General features: G+C 63.9%; 15 protein-coding genes. 7 read left to right on the top strand and 8 right to left on the bottom strand.

All coding sequences use genetic code 11. From position 1 onward, the window contains the following. Nucleotides 1-69: 69 nt before the first annotated feature. The 3 genes from ABWP89_RS16655 to ABWP89_RS16645 all read left to right on the top strand — a co-directional run bounded on the left by ABWP89_RS16655 (nucleotide 70) and on the right by ABWP89_RS16645 (nucleotide 2472). The gene (locus tag ABWP89_RS16655; RefSeq protein ID WP_353230706.1) at nucleotides 70-1269 is read left to right on the top strand and encodes a bifunctional 2-C-methyl-D-erythritol 4-phosphate cytidylyltransferase/2-C-methyl-D-erythritol 2,4-cyclodiphosphate synthase; all 1200 of its coding nucleotides are present in this window, start codon (nucleotides 70-72) and stop codon (nucleotides 1267-1269) included. Nucleotides 1270-1288: 19 nt separating this feature from the next. After that, complete coding sequence (locus ABWP89_RS16650; RefSeq protein WP_353230705.1) at nucleotides 1289-1873, top strand: hypothetical protein; 585 nt, start codon at nucleotides 1289-1291, stop codon at nucleotides 1871-1873. Nucleotides 1874-1935: 62 nt separating this feature from the next. Next, nucleotides 1936-2472: a CinA family protein gene (locus tag ABWP89_RS16645; RefSeq protein ID WP_353230704.1), complete on the top strand. Its 537-nt coding sequence runs from the start codon at nucleotides 1936-1938 to the stop codon at nucleotides 2470-2472. On the opposite strand, the gene ABWP89_RS16640 is transcribed toward ABWP89_RS16645, so the two are convergent. Together ABWP89_RS16640 and lipA are read right to left on the bottom strand one after the other, a co-directional pair. Next, the gene (locus ABWP89_RS16640) at nucleotides 2400-2894 is read right to left on the bottom strand and encodes a type II toxin-antitoxin system RatA family toxin (protein WP_353230703.1); all 495 of its coding nucleotides are present in this window, start codon (nucleotides 2892-2894) and stop codon (nucleotides 2400-2402) included. The genes ABWP89_RS16645 and ABWP89_RS16640 overlap by 73 nt on opposite strands. 1 nt (nucleotide 2895) lies before the next feature. Then, nucleotides 2896-3843: a lipoyl synthase gene (gene lipA, locus ABWP89_RS16635; protein WP_353230701.1), complete on the bottom strand. Its 948-nt coding sequence runs from the start codon at nucleotides 3841-3843 to the stop codon at nucleotides 2896-2898. A gap of 120 nt (nucleotides 3844-3963) precedes the next feature. On the opposite strand from lipA, the gene ABWP89_RS16630 reads away from it, so the two are divergent. Then, nucleotides 3964-4632, top strand: coding sequence for a carbonic anhydrase (locus ABWP89_RS16630; RefSeq protein ID WP_353230700.1), 669 nt, complete (start codon nucleotides 3964-3966; stop codon nucleotides 4630-4632). A gap of 73 nt (nucleotides 4633-4705) precedes the next feature. On the opposite strand, the gene ABWP89_RS16625 is transcribed toward ABWP89_RS16630, so the two are convergent. Continuing rightward, nucleotides 4706-6025 carry a hypothetical protein gene (locus ABWP89_RS16625; protein ID WP_353230699.1) on the bottom strand — a complete coding sequence of 440 codons (1320 nt, stop codon included), beginning with the start codon at nucleotides 6023-6025 and terminating at the stop codon, nucleotides 4706-4708. 386 nt (nucleotides 6026-6411) lie between these two features. On the opposite strand from ABWP89_RS16625, the gene gyrA reads away from it, so the two are divergent. Together gyrA and ABWP89_RS16615 are read left to right on the top strand one after the other, a co-directional pair. Beyond that, entirely contained in the window at nucleotides 6412-9150 is a 2739-nt protein-coding gene (gene gyrA, locus ABWP89_RS16620) for a DNA gyrase subunit A (protein WP_353230727.1), read from the top strand. A 101-nt stretch (nucleotides 9151-9251) separates the two neighbouring features. Further along, complete coding sequence (locus tag ABWP89_RS16615; RefSeq protein WP_353230726.1) at nucleotides 9252-9566, top strand: DUF952 domain-containing protein; 315 nt, start codon at nucleotides 9252-9254, stop codon at nucleotides 9564-9566. On the opposite strand, the gene ABWP89_RS16610 is transcribed toward ABWP89_RS16615, so the two are convergent. After that, nucleotides 9521-10174: a lysoplasmalogenase family protein gene (locus ABWP89_RS16610; protein ID WP_353230697.1), complete on the bottom strand. Its 654-nt coding sequence runs from the start codon at nucleotides 10172-10174 to the stop codon at nucleotides 9521-9523. The two genes, ABWP89_RS16615 and ABWP89_RS16610, sit on opposite strands and share 46 nt — an antisense overlap. Before the next feature lie 68 nt (nucleotides 10175-10242). Here ABWP89_RS16610 and trmFO point away from each other — a divergent pair, with 68 nt between their 5' ends. Further along, nucleotides 10243-11562 (top strand): methylenetetrahydrofolate--tRNA-(uracil(54)-C(5))-methyltransferase (FADH(2)-oxidizing) TrmFO, encoded by a 1320-nt coding sequence (trmFO, locus tag ABWP89_RS16605; RefSeq protein ID WP_353230696.1) that lies wholly within the window; start codon nucleotides 10243-10245, stop codon nucleotides 11560-11562. A gap of 178 nt (nucleotides 11563-11740) precedes the next feature. Here the strand turns inward: trmFO and ABWP89_RS16600 are convergent, their stop codons facing one another. The 4 genes from ABWP89_RS16600 to pdhA all read right to left on the bottom strand — a co-directional run bounded on the left by ABWP89_RS16600 (nucleotide 11741) and on the right by pdhA (nucleotide 15410). After that, nucleotides 11741-12208: an EF-hand domain-containing protein gene (locus ABWP89_RS16600; RefSeq protein ID WP_353230695.1), complete on the bottom strand. Its 468-nt coding sequence runs from the start codon at nucleotides 12206-12208 to the stop codon at nucleotides 11741-11743. Nucleotides 12209-12297: 89 nt separating this feature from the next. Continuing rightward, nucleotides 12298-12849, bottom strand: a complete 552-nt coding sequence (locus ABWP89_RS16595) for a hypothetical protein (protein ID WP_353230693.1) — start codon at nucleotides 12847-12849, stop codon at nucleotides 12298-12300. A 40-nt stretch (nucleotides 12850-12889) separates the two neighbouring features. Beyond that, nucleotides 12890-14251 (bottom strand): pyruvate dehydrogenase complex E1 component subunit beta, encoded by a 1362-nt coding sequence (locus ABWP89_RS16590; RefSeq protein ID WP_353230692.1) that lies wholly within the window; start codon nucleotides 14249-14251, stop codon nucleotides 12890-12892. 1 nt (nucleotide 14252) lies between these two features. Beyond that, complete coding sequence (gene pdhA / locus ABWP89_RS16585) at nucleotides 14253-15410, bottom strand: pyruvate dehydrogenase (acetyl-transferring) E1 component subunit alpha (RefSeq protein ID WP_502915315.1); 1158 nt, start codon at nucleotides 15408-15410, stop codon at nucleotides 14253-14255. Nucleotides 15411-15777: the final 367 nt, after the last annotated feature.

Genomic DNA, 15777 nt, shown 5'->3' with positions numbered 1-15777 from the left:
ATGCCTAAAAAACAGGCAGGGGGTTAGCCAATTGTCGCAGGGGTAGCAAGTTTGTATGGGGCACCCATCATGACCATTTCGCAACCCGATCCGCCAACCCCGGCCCTGCCCGCCTTTGCCGCCGTGGTGGTCGCCGCCGGCAAGGGTCTGCGCGCGGGTGGCGCGGTGCCCAAACAGTTTGCGTCGTGGCAGGGTGCGCCGCTGGTGCGGCATAGCGTTGAACGTTTGCTGGCCGCCGGCGCCGCGCCGCTGGTGGTGGCGATTCCGGCCGATCATCACGACGATGCCGCCGCCGCGCTGGCCGGTCTGGCCGTGACGCTGGTGCCTGGCGGCGCCACGCGACAGCAATCGGTGCGCGCCGCGCTGGACCATCTGGCCGGTGATGAGGCCATCCAACGCGTGCTGATCCACGATGCCGCGCGCCCCGACCTGCCCCGCGCGGTGATTGCCGCGCTGGTCGCCGCGCTGGATCATGCGCCGGGCGCAATCCCGGTGCTGCCGGTGGTCGACAGCGTCGTGCGCGGGTCCGCCGGCCGGCGCGAAGCGGCAGTGTCGCGCGACGGGCTGTACCGCGTGCAGACCCCGCAGGCCTTTCGCCTGGACGTCATTGTCGCCGCGCATCGCGCCTGGCCGGCTGAGCGCGAGGCCGGCGATGACGCCACCGTCGCCGATGCGGCAGGGCTTGCCATCGCGCTCGTTTCGGGCGACGAGCGCCTGCGCAAGGTGACCTTTGCCAGCGATTTCGAATCCCCCCCGCGCCCTTCCCCGTCCAAGGACCACACAATGATCTGCCGCACCGGCATGGGGTTTGACGTCCACCGTCTGGTCGATGGCGAAGAGTTGTGGCTGTGCGGGGTAAAAATCGATCATCCGCGCGGGCTGTCGGGGCACAGCGATGCCGATGTCGCGATCCATGCGCTGGTTGATGCGCTGCTCGGCGCGATCGCGGCGGGCGATATCGGCGATCATTTTCCGCCCAGCGACCCGCAATGGAAAGGCGCATCGTCCGACCGGTTTCTGGCGCATGCCGCCATGCTGGTGCACAATGCCGGATATAGTGTCGCCAATATCGACGTCACGATCATTTGCGAAGCACCGCGCATCGGCCCGCACAAGGCGGCAATGCGCGAAGCCCTGGCCACAATCATGGGCATCACCATCGATCAGGTCAGCGTCAAGGCCACCACCACCGAACGACTCGGCCTGACCGGACGCGGCGAAGGCATCGCGGCGCAGGCCGTGGCCACCGTCACCCGCCCCACACCATAACCACGGCAAGGAGCAACCGATGACCCTTTCCCGCAATCTGGCCGCGTTCCTGGGCATCGGGGCGATGGCCCTGTCCACTGCCGCGCAGGCGCAGCAGGACACCTGCATTTCCGCGGCGGAGCTTGACAGCATGCTGCGGTACAGCCTGGCCGATGTCATCGACGGGGCGGCAACCGCCTGCCGCCCGACGCTGGGCACAGCGGCGTTTCTGGCCAGCGACGGTCCGGCATTGATCCAGCGTTATCGGGTGGCGCAGCCCGAGGCATGGCCGGCGGCGCGCCACGGCCTGATGAAAGTGACCGGGGCCGATGGCGAAAAGGACAAGATGGCCGGACTGATGTCCAAACTGCCTGATGAGGCGTTGAAACCGTTTGTATCGGGATTGATCAAGCAGATGGTGTCGGGCGCGGTCAAGCCAAAGGACTGTGCGACCGTCGACCAGACCGTGCGCCTGCTGGCGCCGCTGCCGGTCGAAAACATGGCGGGGTTGCTGACGCTGATCGTGCAACGCGTCGACAAGCCGACCGCGGACAAGAAACAACGCCTGCCGCTGTGCAGGATCGAACCTGTCTTGCCGGGCTTTCCCGCCGCGCCAGGTCACTGAAAAAGCCACTGAAAAAGCCACTGAAAAAGCCCACTGAAAACGTCATTGAAAGAGCCAATGTCATGAACAGCCTGCTTCCCGACGATCTGGTCGTGCTCGCCGCGCGGGTGATCGCCGCCAACAAGGCGATCGGCCGCACGGTGGCCGTGGCAGAAAGCTGCACCGGGGGGCTGGTAGCGGCTGCGCTGACCGAAATCGCCGGCAGCTCTGCGGTGTTCGATCGCGGGTTTGTGACCTATTCCAACACGGCCAAGGTCGACATGCTGGGCGTTTCCGAAGATGTGATCGATTGTTTCGGCGCGGTGTCGGTGGCGGTGGCGTGGTCGATGGCGCAGGGTGCGCTGGCGCATTCAACCGCCGATATCGCGGTGGCGATTACCGGCGTGGCCGGCCCGGACGGGGGATCGGCGCAGAAACCGGTGGGCACGGTGGTGTTTGCCTGCGCCCGGCGCGGCGCCGATCCGGAAGCGCAAGAGGCGGAAATGAAGTTTTTTGCAGAGGCCGGCACCCGCGCCGAAGTGCGGCGTCAGGCCGCGCTGGTGGCGCTTGAACTGCTGCTGCCGTCAGAGGCAGAGGCAGCCAGCGCCGCACCGCTGTAAAGCCGGGCGGCGCGGGTTTCGAACGCAGAGACCATCTTGCGGAACGCGCGATCGAGGTATTGCCCGGCCAGACGTTCGAACAGCGCGTTGCGAAACGAAAAATCGCATTCGAATTCGATGCGGCAGCCGCCACCGTCGCGCGCATGGAAATGCCAGGAGTTCGACAGGCTTTTCATCGGGCCGTCGAGATATTCCACGGTCAGCGATCCCGGGCGGTCCTTGCGCACCCGGCTGGTGAATTTTTCGCGCAAGGCGCTGAACCCGACCATCATGTCGGCGACCATTTCGGTATCGCTGTCCGAACGCACGCGCGTGGCCACCACCCACGGCAGAAATTCGGCATAGCGTTTTACATCGGCGACCAGGTCGAACATCTGTTCCGGCGACCACGGCAAATCGCGCGTTTCGGCGATATGCGGCATATCAGCTGACCTTGACGCTTGCCGCCCCGACCAGGGCAGCTTTTGCCAGCTGTGCTTCGCGGGCGGCGCGCATTTGCGCAAAATCATCGCCGGCGTGATAGCTGGACCGGGTCAGCGGGGTGGATGCGACCTGCAGAAAACCTTTCGCGCGGGCGATCGCACCAAACGCGGAGAACGCCTGCGGCGTCACAAAATCGATGACTTTGGCATGTTTGGGCGTGGGTTGCAGATATTGTCCCATGGTCAGGAAATCGATGCCGGCGCTGCGCATGTCGTCCATCACCTGGTGCACCTCCAGCCGTTCTTCGCCCAGCCCCAGCATCACCCCGGATTTGGTGAAGATCGCCGGGTTGTGGCGCTTTACCTCTTCCAGCAGGCGCAGCGACGCGTAGTAGCGCGCGCCGGGGCGGATCATCGGATAGAGCCGCGGCACGGTTTCCAGGTTGTGGTTATAGACATCGGGACCGGCGGCGACGATCGCTTCAACCGCGGGCAGCATCTTGCCACGAAAATCGGGGGTAAGAATTTCGATCGTGGTGTTTGGGGTGGCATCGCGCAGCGCGCGGATCACTTTGACAAACTGCCCGGCGCCGCCATCGGGCAGGTCGTCACGATCGACCGAGGTCACCACGATATGTTGCAGCCCCAGCCGTGCCGCTGCCTCTGCCACATGGCCGGGTTCGCTGGCGTCAACCGCGCGTGGCATGCCGGTTTTGACGTTGCAGAACGCGCAGGCGCGCGTGCAGACATCGCCCAGGATCATCACCGTCGCGTGCTTTTTGGTCCAGCATTCGCCGATGTTGGGGCACGCCGCCTCTTCACACACGGTGTTGAGTTTCAGATCGCGCATCAGATCGCGCGTTTCCTGATACCCCTTGCTGACAGGGGCCTTGACGCGAATCCAGTCGGGCTTGCGCGGACGGGCGGGGGCGGTCGAAATGTCGTTCATGTCTGCGCAAATAAGCGCTGCCTGCGCAAATTGCCATCCCCGCCGTCGATCCTTGCACTGACGGTCGCTTGCCGCCATGACGCTGCGGCAGGCTGTAGCGGAGTTTAAGGGAAAATTGCCATGACTGAACGCACAACCCCCGAACCCCAGTCCCCCGAACTCGATCACCTGATCGCTGGCTATCGCCGGTTTCGCGAACATGGCTGGACGCCAAAGCTGGAACGCTGGCGCGAACTGCGTGACGGGCAAAGCCCGCAAGTGATGATCATCGCCTGTTCCGACAGCCGGGTCGATCCGGCGCAAGTGTTCGATACCGATCCGGGCGAAATGTTCGTGGTGCGCAATGTCGCGGCGATGGTCCCGCCTTTTGAAACCGCGCCCGGCCTGCACGGGGTATCGGCCGCGCTGGAATTCGCGGTGCAAGTGCTGAAAGTGCGCGAAATCGTCGTGCTGGGCCACGGCATGTGCGGCGGCGCACAGGCCGCGCTGACGCAAAGCCTGCATGGTACGGAACCGGGCGAAGGCGGTTTCATCGCCAACTGGATCGCGCTGCTGGATGACGCGCGCGTGGATGTGGTTGCGCAACACGGCACCACCGGGCGCGTGGCCGAACGCGCGATGGAACAGGCCGGGGTGCGCACCAGCCTGGCCAATCTGCGCACATTTCCGTGCATCAGCCGCAAAGAAGCCAATGGGTCATTGCGCGTGACTGGCGCGTTTTTCGCGATCAGCGACGGATTGCTGCACCTGATGGATGACGCCACCGGGGAATTTCGCGCGGTGGTGTGATGTTCAGTTCACACAAAAAAACGGCGGCATCCAATCGGGATGTCGCCGTTTTTTGTGACGATAACCGTCGGGCTTATTTGCCGGCGGCCTTCTGGTCGGCAAAGATTGCCCACAGCTGGGCAATCGGCGCGCGCGGGCCGACGATCTTGGCCAGGTTGGCCTTGGCGTCGGCATATTTGCCTTCGTCGATCTGGGCGATGGCCAGCCGGGTCAGCACGCGATCCTTGTCGGCATCGATGCCGCCCTTGGACATTGCCAGCGTATACAGCTCATCGGCCTTGGCTGCTTCACCATACGACAGATAAGTATCGCCGGCCGCGGCCGCGACTTTGCCCGATGGCGCGGCGCTGGCTTCCTTGGCCAGGCTTGGCAGTGTTGCGCGGTCGGCTGCGGCGCGCGGACGCGCCTGGGTCAACACGTCCTTTACAAAGGTATCGTCGGCCTTCAGCGCACCGGTGGCGATGCCCTGTTCGGCAATGCGTACCGCCTCACCCGGGAAACGCCGTGCGTCGATCGACTGCAGATAGGCGACATATTCGCGTTCAACGTATTTGGGTTCCAGCTTCAGCGATCCCGCCTGATCCATCAACCGGCTGACGTCGAGCTCTTCCTGGTTGGTAAAGTTGGTCGCGCCGTTGCGCACCAGCTGCGTGGCGCCCAGCCAGTTCATCGGGGTGGGATAGGCGGATACCAGCAGCAGCGCCCATTCGGTCGATTCCGCCGACAGTTTCGATGTATAGGCGATGCGGTTGCCGCGGTTGTACCAGTCTTCCGGCGGAGCCTGATTGGCGGCCTTTTTGGCGGCGATCGCGGTTTTCAGCGCGTCCAGGCCGGCCTTTGGCTGCCCCGACGAGGTATAGGCCTCGGCCAGCATCTGCGGCACGGCATCATCGACCGTCGCGCTGTTGACCAGCGGGCTGAGTGCCTTGATAGCGGCGGGATAATCCTTGGCCACAAATGCCATCTGGCCCAGCATGGCGCTGACCGTGGGCACCAGGTTGGCCTGCAACTGCCCGCTGTCGAGCATGTTCTGCAGGCCCTTGGCCGTCAGCGCGTCATTGCTGGTAAAACCACCGACCTGGCGCTGCCAGTCGCCATAAATCAGCCGGTCGAGCGGTGATTTCACACCCGGTTCGACTTTGGCGAGTTCGGGCACCAGCGCGGCGGTCGCGGCCTTGAAATCGGCGTCGGGAACTTTGCCCTTTTTGGCGACTGTGTCGTTGAACAGTTTCTGGAACGGCCCGGCGACTTTGCTGAATTCCGCAGAATTGGTCACCTTTGCCGGTGGTGCGTCCTTGGCCACGGCCGGGACCGCAGAGACCATCAAGGTGCCGAAAACGAGCGCGCCGGCGGCGACAGTGGCGCGGCCGATAGTAGCGAATTTACCCCGCATTGTCCTTACTCTCCATGTTCGACCGCGACGGCAAACGGGGTGGGCGCGTGTGCCCTGCCCGCCGTTTGCCGATCAGCCCGGCCCGTCGCTCGTTTGGCGCGGTTTTGCGTCCTTTGCAACGTCTTCTGGCTAGGCGCACCCGCGTGAACCGCATTTGAACGGCGATTTCTTGCCCCCGCTACGCAGTCACACGGAACGCTATCCAAGCGAAGTGTGGAAAAATCGCCCGCGCGCCGCACCTTGGCTGGCCATACCCGGGGCAAGGGGCTAGGGCCAAAGGCTTATACGGGCGGGTGCCATCGCGGCGGGGGGTATGTCTCCACCACGGCGGGCCCGGATTGCCAGCAGCGAAAGCGCCAAAAAACGTGAGCGACGATAACACCCCGATCGATCCCCCCACCCCGTCGGGTGAACCCGAATTTCAGCGGATCGACATCGTCGATGAAATGAAGTCGAGCTATCTCGACTATGCGATGAGCGTGATCGTCAGCCGCGCGCTGCCCGATGTGCGTGACGGGCTGAAACCGGTGCACCGCCGCATCCTGTGGACCAGCCATGAAAACGGCTTCACCACCGGCAAACCCTATCGCAAATCGGCACGGATCGTCGGCGATTGCATGGGCAAATACCATCCGCACGGCGATTCGTCGATCTATGACGCGCTGGCGCGCATGACCCAGGATTGGTCGATGCGCGTGCCACTGATCGACGGTCAGGGCAATTTCGGATCGATGGACCCCGATCCGCCGGCATCGATGCGCTATACCGAGGCGCGCCTGGCCAAAGTGGCCGACCAGCTGCTGGCCGATATCGACAAGGACACGGTCGATTTTCAGCCCAACTATGACGGGACGGAAAACGAACCGCAGGTCCTGCCCGCGCGCTTTCCCAATCTGCTGGTCAATGGCGCCGGCGGCATTGCGGTGGGCATGGCCACCAACATTCCGCCGCACAACCTGGGCGAAGTGATCGACGGCTGCCTGGCCTATATGGAAAACCCGCTGATCAGCATCGATGATCTGATCCGCATCATTCCCGGCCCCGATTTTCCCACCGCCCCGCTGATCCTGGGCACGGCCGGTGCGCGCAAAGCCTATACCGAAGGGCGCGGATCGATCATCATGCGCGCCCGCCATGTGGTGGAGGAAGGCGGCCGTCGCGGCAACGACCGCCGCGCGATCGTGCTGACATCGATCCCCTATCAGGTTGGCAAGAACAGCCTGGTGGAAAAGATTGCCGAGGCGGCCAAGGACAAGCGGATCGAAGGCGTGGCCGACATCCGCGATGAATCCAGCCGTGAAGGTGTGCGCGTGGTCATAGAACTGAAGCGTGACGCCACGCCCGAAGTCGTGCTCAACCAGCTGTGGCGCAACACCCCGGCGCAATCCAATTTCCCCGCCAACATGCTGGCCATTCGCGGCGGACGGCCCGAATTGCTGATGTTGAAAGACATTATCGAGGCGTTCGTCCGCTTCCGCGAAGAGGTGATCACCCGCCGCACCAAATTTGAGCTGATGAAGGCGCGCGACCGTGCGCATATCTTGCTGGGGCTGGTGGTCGCGGTCACCAATCTGGACGAAGTGGTGCGGATCATCCGCGGATCGGCCAACCCGGCGCTGGCGCGCGAAGCGCTGAGCACGCGCGAATGGCCGATTGAGGAAATCGCGCCCTATATCCGCCTGGTCGAAGCGATCGAGGATGACGCGCTGGCCGAAACGCTCACCTACCGGCTGTCGGACACGCAAGTGCGGGCGATTCTCGATCTGCGGCTGCACCGGCTGACCGCACTGGGGCGCGATGAAATCGGCGGAGAGCTGGAAACACTGGCGCGCGCGATCGCCGAATTTTTGTCGATCCTGGCCGATCGGGTAAAGCTGTACGGCGTGATGCGCGATGAACTGATGGCGGTGCGGAACGCGTTTGCCACGCCGCGCCTGTCCGAAATCACCGCGCCCGCCGACGGCATCGATGACGAAGACCTGATCGAACGCGAAGACATGGTCGTGACGATCACGCTCGACGGTTACATAAAGCGCACGCCGCTTTCGACCTTCCGCGCGCAGAACCGTGGCGGCAAGGGCCGTTCGGGCATGGCCACCAAGGACGAAGATGCGATCGGCACGATGTTCGTGGCCAGCACGCATACCCCGGTGCTGTTCTTTTCGACCGCGGGCAAAGTCTATCGCCTGAAAGTGTGGCGCCTGCCCGAAGGCGGCGCGGTGACGCGGGGCCGCCCGGTAGTCAACCTGCTGCCCGCGCTCGACCAGGGCGAAACCATTGCGGCGGTGCTCGCGCTGCCAGAGGATGAGACGCAGTGGGGCGCGCTCGACGTCATGTTTGCGACCGCGCTGGGCAATGTGCGGCGCAACGCGATGGATGCCTTTGCCAATATCCCGTCCAACGGCAAATTCGCGATGCGGTTTGAAGAGGGTGATGGCGACCGGTTGATCGGGGTGGCGCTGGTGTCCGAAGGCGATGACGTGCTGCTGGCCAGCCGCCAGGGCAAGGCGATCCGCTTTGCCGCCGACGATGTGCGCGAATTCCAAAGCCGCACTTCGACGGGCGTGCGTGGCATGCTGCTGAAAGAGGGCGACGAGGTGATCTCGCTGTCGATCCTGCATCGCACCGCCTTGCGCGATCAGGACGAACGCGACGAATACCTGCGGTTCGCCCCGTGGAAGGCCGAACGTGAAGGCGATCCGACGATCGAAGCCGAACGCTTTGCCCAGCTGGTGGCCGATGAACAGTTCATCCTGACCGTGTGCACCAATGGCTATGGCAAATTGTCGTCGGCCTATGAATACCGCCGCACCGGTCGCGGTGGCCAGGGTATCGTCAATATCGACAACATCGAACGCAACGGACCGGTCGTGGCCAGTTTTGCCACCACCCAGGCCGATCAGCTGATGCTGGTGACCGACCAGGCCAAGCTGATCCGCCTGCCACTGGATTCGCTGCGGGTGATCGGGCGCGGCACTGCCGGGGTGCGACTGTTCAACGTCGCCGACAGCGAACACGTGGTCAGCGCGGCCCGCCTGGCCGAACCCGATGCGGGTGAGGAAGAACCGGTGGAGGACGCTGAAACGGTCGTAACCGACGATGGTGCGGAAGCAGCAGACGAATGAGCCCCCACCCCACAAGCGCCCCTTGTTCGTCCTCCCCCTCCTCCGTTCATGCTGAGCCTGTCGAAGCACGCGCGCAAACCCCCGCACCACATGCCTACAAGATCCTGTCCGCAGCACAGTGGGCGCAGTGGCAGGCCGATAGCGTGTTCACCGGTGCGCCGGTCGATCTGACCGATGGCTATATCCACTTGTCCGCCGCCGATCAGGTGACCGAAACCGCCGACAAGCATTTCGCCGGGCAGCATGGGCTGGTCATCGCCCGTGTCGATCTGTCAGCGCTGGGCGATGCCGTGCGCTGGGAAGCATCGCGCGGCGGTGCGCTGTTTCCGCATGTCTATGCAACGCTGCCGCTGGCGGTTGTCGCGGCGCATCAGGCGATGGTGCGCGATGCCGACGGTGGCGTGGTCCTGCCCTGAATGCCGACCACGCCCAGCGTGATCAGCAATTGCCCGGCATAATACAGCGGCCAGACCAGCATGCCCGGCACGGCACTGCCCGCCATGCCTCCCATCCGCGCAAACAGCAGCAGGTCTGACACGGCAAACAGCAGCGCGCCCAGCGCCACTTGTGACCGCGAGAAATCGCTGAGCCAGGCGCAACCCAGCATCGCGCCCAGCCCCATCGCATAGAACCCGACGCCAAGATCGCCGCCGCTGATCGCATAGGCCGCATCCGACAGCACGATCATGCCCAACAGCGGCGGGGCAAACAGTGCCAAGCCCTTCACCGCGCGCCGCATGCGCCAGTAAAACGCAATTGCAATCACGTGTCCGGCCAGGAATGCGACAGCGCCGGCGATCAGGCTCAGCTCGATCAGCCCGTCACCCAGCGCACCCAGCGCGAGCACCAGCGCAATCGACCGGGTTTCGCGATTGGCAAGGCGCCAGGCATGGACACCCAGCGCCGCAACGCCGCCCATCTTGACCGCAATCGCAATCGGCCCGGGCGGCAGCACGCCCTGGCATGCCCAATACCCGATGCCAAAGATCAGGCTGATGATCAGCCACGCATATTTGCCGCCCACTGGCATCGTCCCCCTTTACCCCCGCGCAGACCTTGCCGTTCGGCGGCGTCGGTGCCAAGGGCAAAACCATGACGCATCAGGTTCATATCATCGGCGGCGGGATGGCCGGCAGCGAGGCAGCGTGGCAACTGGCACGGCGCGGGATTGCTGTGCGCCTGTCGGAAATGCGCGGCGGGGGCGACACCACCGCGGCACACCACACGCAAGGGCTGGCCGAACTGGTCTGTTCCAACTCGTTCCGTTCGGACGACCACGTCAACAATGCGGTTGGCCTGCTGCACCACGAAATGCGCATGAACGGCAGCCTGATCATGGCGGCGGCCGCGCGTGCATCGGTGCCCGCGGGATCGGCGCTGGCGGTCGATCGCGATGCGTTTTCGGCCGCCGTGGAGGCCGAACTGGCCAGCCTGCCCACACTGCAAGTGGTGCGCGAACGCATCGACGCGATCCCCGACCAGGGCCATGTGATTATCGCCACCGGCCCGCTGACCGCGCCGTCGCTGGCCACCGCGATCGGCGCCGCGACAGGGGCCGAGTCGCTGGCGTTTTTCGACGCGATCGCGCCAATCGTGCACCACGACAGCATCGATATGGACGTGTGCTGGCGCGCATCGCGGTGGGACAAGGGTGAGGCAGACTACATCAATTGCCCGATGGACCGCGACCAGTACGCCGCGTTCCACCAGGGGCTGATGGAGGGCGAAAAGACCGAATTCCGCGAATGGGAGGCGAACACCCCCTATTTCGAAGGCTGCATGCCGATCGAGGTGATGGCGGCGCGCGGGTTTGATACGCTGCGGTTCGGCCCGATGAAACCAGTCGGGCTGGACAATCCGCGCACCGGCCGCTGGCCCCACGCGGTGGTGCAACTGCGCCAGGACAACAAGCTGGGTACATTGTGGAACATCGTCGGGTTTCAGACCAAGCTGAAACATGCCGAACAGGTGCGGTTGTTCCGCACCATTCCGGGGCTGGAACGCGCCGAATTCGCGCGGCTGGGCGGGCTTCACCGCAACACCTTTATCCAGAGCCCGCGCGTGCTCGATCGGCAATTGCGCCTGACCCGCGATCCGCGTGTGCGCTTTGCCGGGCAGATTACGGGGTGCGAAGGTTATGTTGAAAGCGCCGCGATCGGGCTGTTGGCGGGGCTGATGACAGCGACCGAGCTGACCGGGAAATCATGGACATCTCCGCCCCGCACCACTGCGCTGGGCGCGCTGCTGAGCCACGTTACCGGCGATGCCGTGGCGGAAACCTTTCAGCCGATGAACATCAATTTCGGCCTGTTCCCCACGCTGGACGAAGTGAAGAAAAAGCAGCGCAAAGAGGCCTATACCACGCGCGCCAAGACCGATCTGGCGGAATGGATCGGGTCAGTGGGCGCGTGATGGGATTATGAAATAACAACACAAATTTCCGAATTGCCCAAAAACAGCCCCTCGTGCTGAGCCTGTCGAAGGACACGCGATAACCCTTGTCCAACCGAACAATCCGACCCGAATAGGGCGAATGTTGTGCGCGCCCTTCGACAGGCTCAGGACGAACGGGGCTTTGGCTAAGGGCGTATCACTCTGTCTTTTTGCATTTGCACGAAGGCTTGCGTGGTTTGCCTTTGGTGGTGGCAAATTCCTCACGCGTCAGAAATCCGCTGCCGTTCTTGTCGGCGCCCTTGAACTTGTTGATCGCCTTGGCCGCCCATTCGTCAAAGGTCAGCAGGTTGTTGCCATCGGTATCCAGCTTGCGGAATTCCTTGGCGCGCGGGCCCAGCATTTCGGGCATGGTGATCTTGCCGTCGTGATCGCGGTCCAGCCGGTCGAACCGTTTCTGTTCCTTGGTCTCTTCGGGCACTTCGGGCAGATCGGCGCCCACTGCATCACCCGCGTCGGATTCGGGCAAGGGATCGGCGCTCGCGCCCGGCTTGGGCGCCGGCGCGGCCAGTTGCGGCACTTGCGGCGCGTTGTCACTCGCTGCCCGCCCCTGCCACCAGAACACCCCTGCCGCCACCAGCAGCAGTGCCCCCAACGCTCCGATCACGATCCTGTTCATGCGCGCAACCTAGGCCGCGGTCCGGGGTGTGGCGAGCAGGAGATCTTGCGAATTTGGTGCGTTCTGCCGGCGTGGCGTCATGCGCCCAGCCAACCTTTGCGCAGCGCGCTCAGCATCACGCGCCACGCCGGCGCGTCATTCGCACGGGTGAAATGGTCGATCAGCACCAACGGGCGCAACGCGCGCGGCAGCGCAGATGACGGCAAGGCGCGCCCTTCTGCCCAGTCGGTCACCGCCGCCGACAGCGCGGGCGTTTCCGCACTTCCACCCATCGCGGCCAGCGCCAGCAAGGCCACGGCGCGCGCGCGGGCCAGTGCGGCACCGCCATCTTCGCCCACCACTTGCGCTTCCCACCCGTCGACCAATGCGGTCAACGCTGGGGTCTGGCTGTCCCACGCGGCCAGCAGCGCCAACAAGGGTTCACCACGCGGACGGGCCGCCACCGGTTCGGCCAGCCGATCACGCCACCACGCCAGCCGCAGCTGAATCATGATCGGTTCGCGCCCTGCCCGCGCCGCATCGGCCAGCCGACGATCCAGCGCCAGCAGCCCGGTCCATGCGGCGCGAACTCCGCGCGGCGCATAGGCCACGGCCAGACGTTCGGGCGGGGTCAGCCATTCCGCCGTCACGGTCTGCGCGATCGGCGCGGGTGGTGGCAGTGGAGTTCCGTCAGCGATAGCACACCTTGCGCACCGCCTCGGCAATCTTGCCCGCGGTGATCAGGGCGGCCTTTTCCAGATTGGCGGCATAGGGCAGCGGCACATCTTCGTCGCACACCCGCAGGACCGGTGCATCCAGATCGTCAAACCCGTGCTGCATGACCACCGCGATCACTTCGGACGCGATGGAGCAGACCGGAAAGCCTTCTTCGGCCACGACCATGCGGTTGGTGCGTGACAGGCTTTCCAGGATGGCCGCCGTATCCAGCGGGCGCAGGGTGCGCAAATCGATCACTTCGGCATCGATGCCTTCGCCAGCCAGCACTTCGGCAGCTTCCAGCGACAGCCCCACGCCGATCGAATAGGTCACGATGGTCACGTCCTTGCCCGGGCGCATGATGCGCGCCCTGCCGATCGGCACCACCACATCATCACCCTGCGGCACGTCAAAGCTGCGGCCATAGACCAGTTCGTTTTCCAGAAAGACCACCGGGTCTTCGCTGCGGATCGCGGCTTTCAACAGGCCCTTGGCATCCGCGGCGTCATAGGGCGCGATCACGACCAGCCCCGGTACCGATGCGTACCACGGCGCATAGTTCTGGCTGTGCTGTGCGCCAACGCGCGATGCCGCGCCGTTGGGGCCACGAAACACGATCGGGCAGCGCATCTGGCCGCCCGACATGTAATTGGTCTTGGCCGCCGAATTGATGATGTGGTCGATCGCCTGCATGGCAAAGTTGAAGGTCATGAATTCGACCACCGGACGCAACCCGCCCATTGCCGCACCGGTGCCGATCCCGGCAAAGCCATATTCGGTAATCGGCGTGTCGATCACCCGGCGCGGCCCGAATTCATCGAGCAGGCCCTGGGTAACCTTGTAGGCGCCCTGGTATTCGGCGACCTCTTCACCCATCACGAACACGCGGTCGTCGGCACGCATCTCCTCGGCCATCGCATCACGCAGCGCTTCGCGCACGGTGGTGGAAACCATGGCCGTGCCGGCGGGAATGCCGGCATCGGCAACCGCGCGGGCGGCTACCGGAACGGCGATCGGTGGCGGCGCAGCAGCAACCGGCGGTGTGGCGACCGGCGCCGGCGCAACGACTGCGGGTGCGGCAGCGGCGGTGTCATCATCACCCTGCAGCGTCGCGATCACGGTACCCACTTTAACCCCTTCGGTTCCTGCCGCGATCAGCAGCTCACCAACGGTGCCTTCGTCGACCGCTTCGAATTCCATCGTCGCCTTGTCAGTTTCGATTTCGGCCAGAATGTCGCCGGATTTTACCGTATCGCCGGGCTTGACCAGCCATTTGGCCAGGGTGCCCTCTTCCATGGTGGGGGACAGCGCGGGCATTTTCAGGTCGATCGCCATCTCAATAGGTCCCCACCAGCACATCGGTGTAAAGTTCGGGCAAGGCCGGTTCGGGCGAATTTTCGGCAAAATCGGCAGCCTCGGCCACGGTGGCGCGAATGCGCTTGTCGATTTCCTTCATTTGATCCTCGGTCACGCCGCGTTTCAGCAATTCCTGCTTGGCGGCCTCGATCGGATCGTGATTGTCGCGCATATCCTGCACTTCTTCACGGCTGCGGTATTTGGCCGGGTCGGACATCGAATGGCCGCGATAGCGATAGGTGTTCAATTCCATCAGCACCGGGCCATTGCCGCCGCGCACATATTCCAGCGCAACCTCGGTCGCCTGGCGCACCTCCAGCACGTCCATGCCGTTGACGTCCATGCCGGGAATGCGAAAGCCCGTGCCGCGGCGATAAAAATGCGTTTCGGCCGATCCGCGTTTTACCGCTGTGCCCATCGCATAACCGTTGTTTTCCACCACGAACACGATCGGCAATTTCCACAGCGCGGCCATGTTGAACGTTTCATAGACCTGGCCCTGGTTGGCCGCGCCATCGCCAAAATAGGCCACACAGACCCCGCCATCATCACGGTATTTGTGCCCGAACGCCAGCCCCGCCCCCAGCGGCACTTGCGCGCCGACAATGCCGTGACCGCCAAAGAATTTGTGGCTTGTCGAAAACATGTGCATCGATCCGCCCTTGCCGTGCGAAATCCCTGCTGCACGCCCGGTCAGTTCGGCCATGATCACGCGCGGATCGATGCCATAGGCCAGCATGTGGCCATGGTCGCGATACCCGGTGATCACGCTGTCATGCCCGGCCTTCAGCGCGGATTGCACGCCCACGGCCACCGCTTCCTGGCCGATGTACAGGTGGCAGAAACCACCGATCAGCCCCAGCCCGTACAATTGCCCGGCGCGTTCCTCAAACCGGCGGATCAGCACCATCTGTTCGTAAAACTGCAACAGTTCGGCATCGCTGGCGTCGTAACGCTTATGGTTGGCGTGGGCCTGTTGCAGGCTGCGCAGGGCAAACCCCGCTGCATCTTCGCCAACCGCCACATCGATCACGCCGTTATCGGCCACAACCGCCTCTGGCGCCGGTTTTGCCGCGGCAGTTGTGGCGGGGGCCGCTTTGGCGGCACGGGTCGCGCGCGGGCTTGCAGGTTTGGCCAAGTGGGCATGTCCTTTTCGTTTGGCAGCCGTTTGATCGATACCCGTGGGTGTAGGGCGCCGGGCGTGATCAGTTGCGCGCTCTATACGGCCAACGTCTGCCCTTTCGCAACGTGCAACGCCGCCTCTGGTGCGACAACGGATAGCTATTCGCAAAAATAACCAAACTAACCAATATACAAAACCGATCTGGTGATAAGGTCAGGCAAACTGTATTCCGCACAGGCAAAGCAGCCGCGCAGATGGCGTCACGCGACGACCACGCCGCGATAATCGCGCTCAAATTTTGGCGATGGTGGTGGTGTTTGGTGGGAAAATGGTGCGCCCGGAACGATTCGAACGTCCGACCCTCAGATTCGTAGTCTGATGC

The organism is Novosphingobium sp., assembly GCF_040398825.1.
Taxonomy (GTDB): Bacteria; Pseudomonadota; Alphaproteobacteria; order Sphingomonadales; family Sphingomonadaceae; genus Novosphingobium.
This window is presented reverse-complemented; position numbering and strand designations above follow the sequence as displayed.

Bases quoted from the DNA above. Each gene is read 5' to 3' on its own strand.
- ABWP89_RS16630 (WP_353230700.1), top strand. From the start codon at position 3,964: ATGACTGAACGCACAACCCCCGAACCCCAGTCCCCCGAACTCGATCAC.
- ABWP89_RS16645 (WP_353230704.1), top strand. From the start codon at position 1,936: ATGAACAGCCTGCTTCCCGACGATCTGGTCGTGCTCGCCGCGCGGGTG.
- lipA (WP_353230701.1), bottom strand. From the start codon at position 3,843: ATGAACGACATTTCGACCGCCCCCGCCCGTCCGCGCAAGCCCGACTGG.
- ABWP89_RS16590 (WP_353230692.1), bottom strand. From the start codon at position 14,251: ATGGCGATCGACCTGAAAATGCCCGCGCTGTCCCCCACCATGGAAGAG.
- ABWP89_RS16625 (WP_353230699.1), bottom strand. From the start codon at position 6,025: ATGCGGGGTAAATTCGCTACTATCGGCCGCGCCACTGTCGCCGCCGGC.
- trmFO (WP_353230696.1), top strand. From the start codon at position 10,243: ATGACGCATCAGGTTCATATCATCGGCGGCGGGATGGCCGGCAGCGAG.
- ABWP89_RS16655 (WP_353230706.1), top strand. From the start codon at position 70: ATGACCATTTCGCAACCCGATCCGCCAACCCCGGCCCTGCCCGCCTTT.
- ABWP89_RS16650 (WP_353230705.1), top strand. From the start codon at position 1,289: ATGACCCTTTCCCGCAATCTGGCCGCGTTCCTGGGCATCGGGGCGATG.
- ABWP89_RS16640 (WP_353230703.1), bottom strand. From the start codon at position 2,894: ATGCCGCATATCGCCGAAACGCGCGATTTGCCGTGGTCGCCGGAACAG.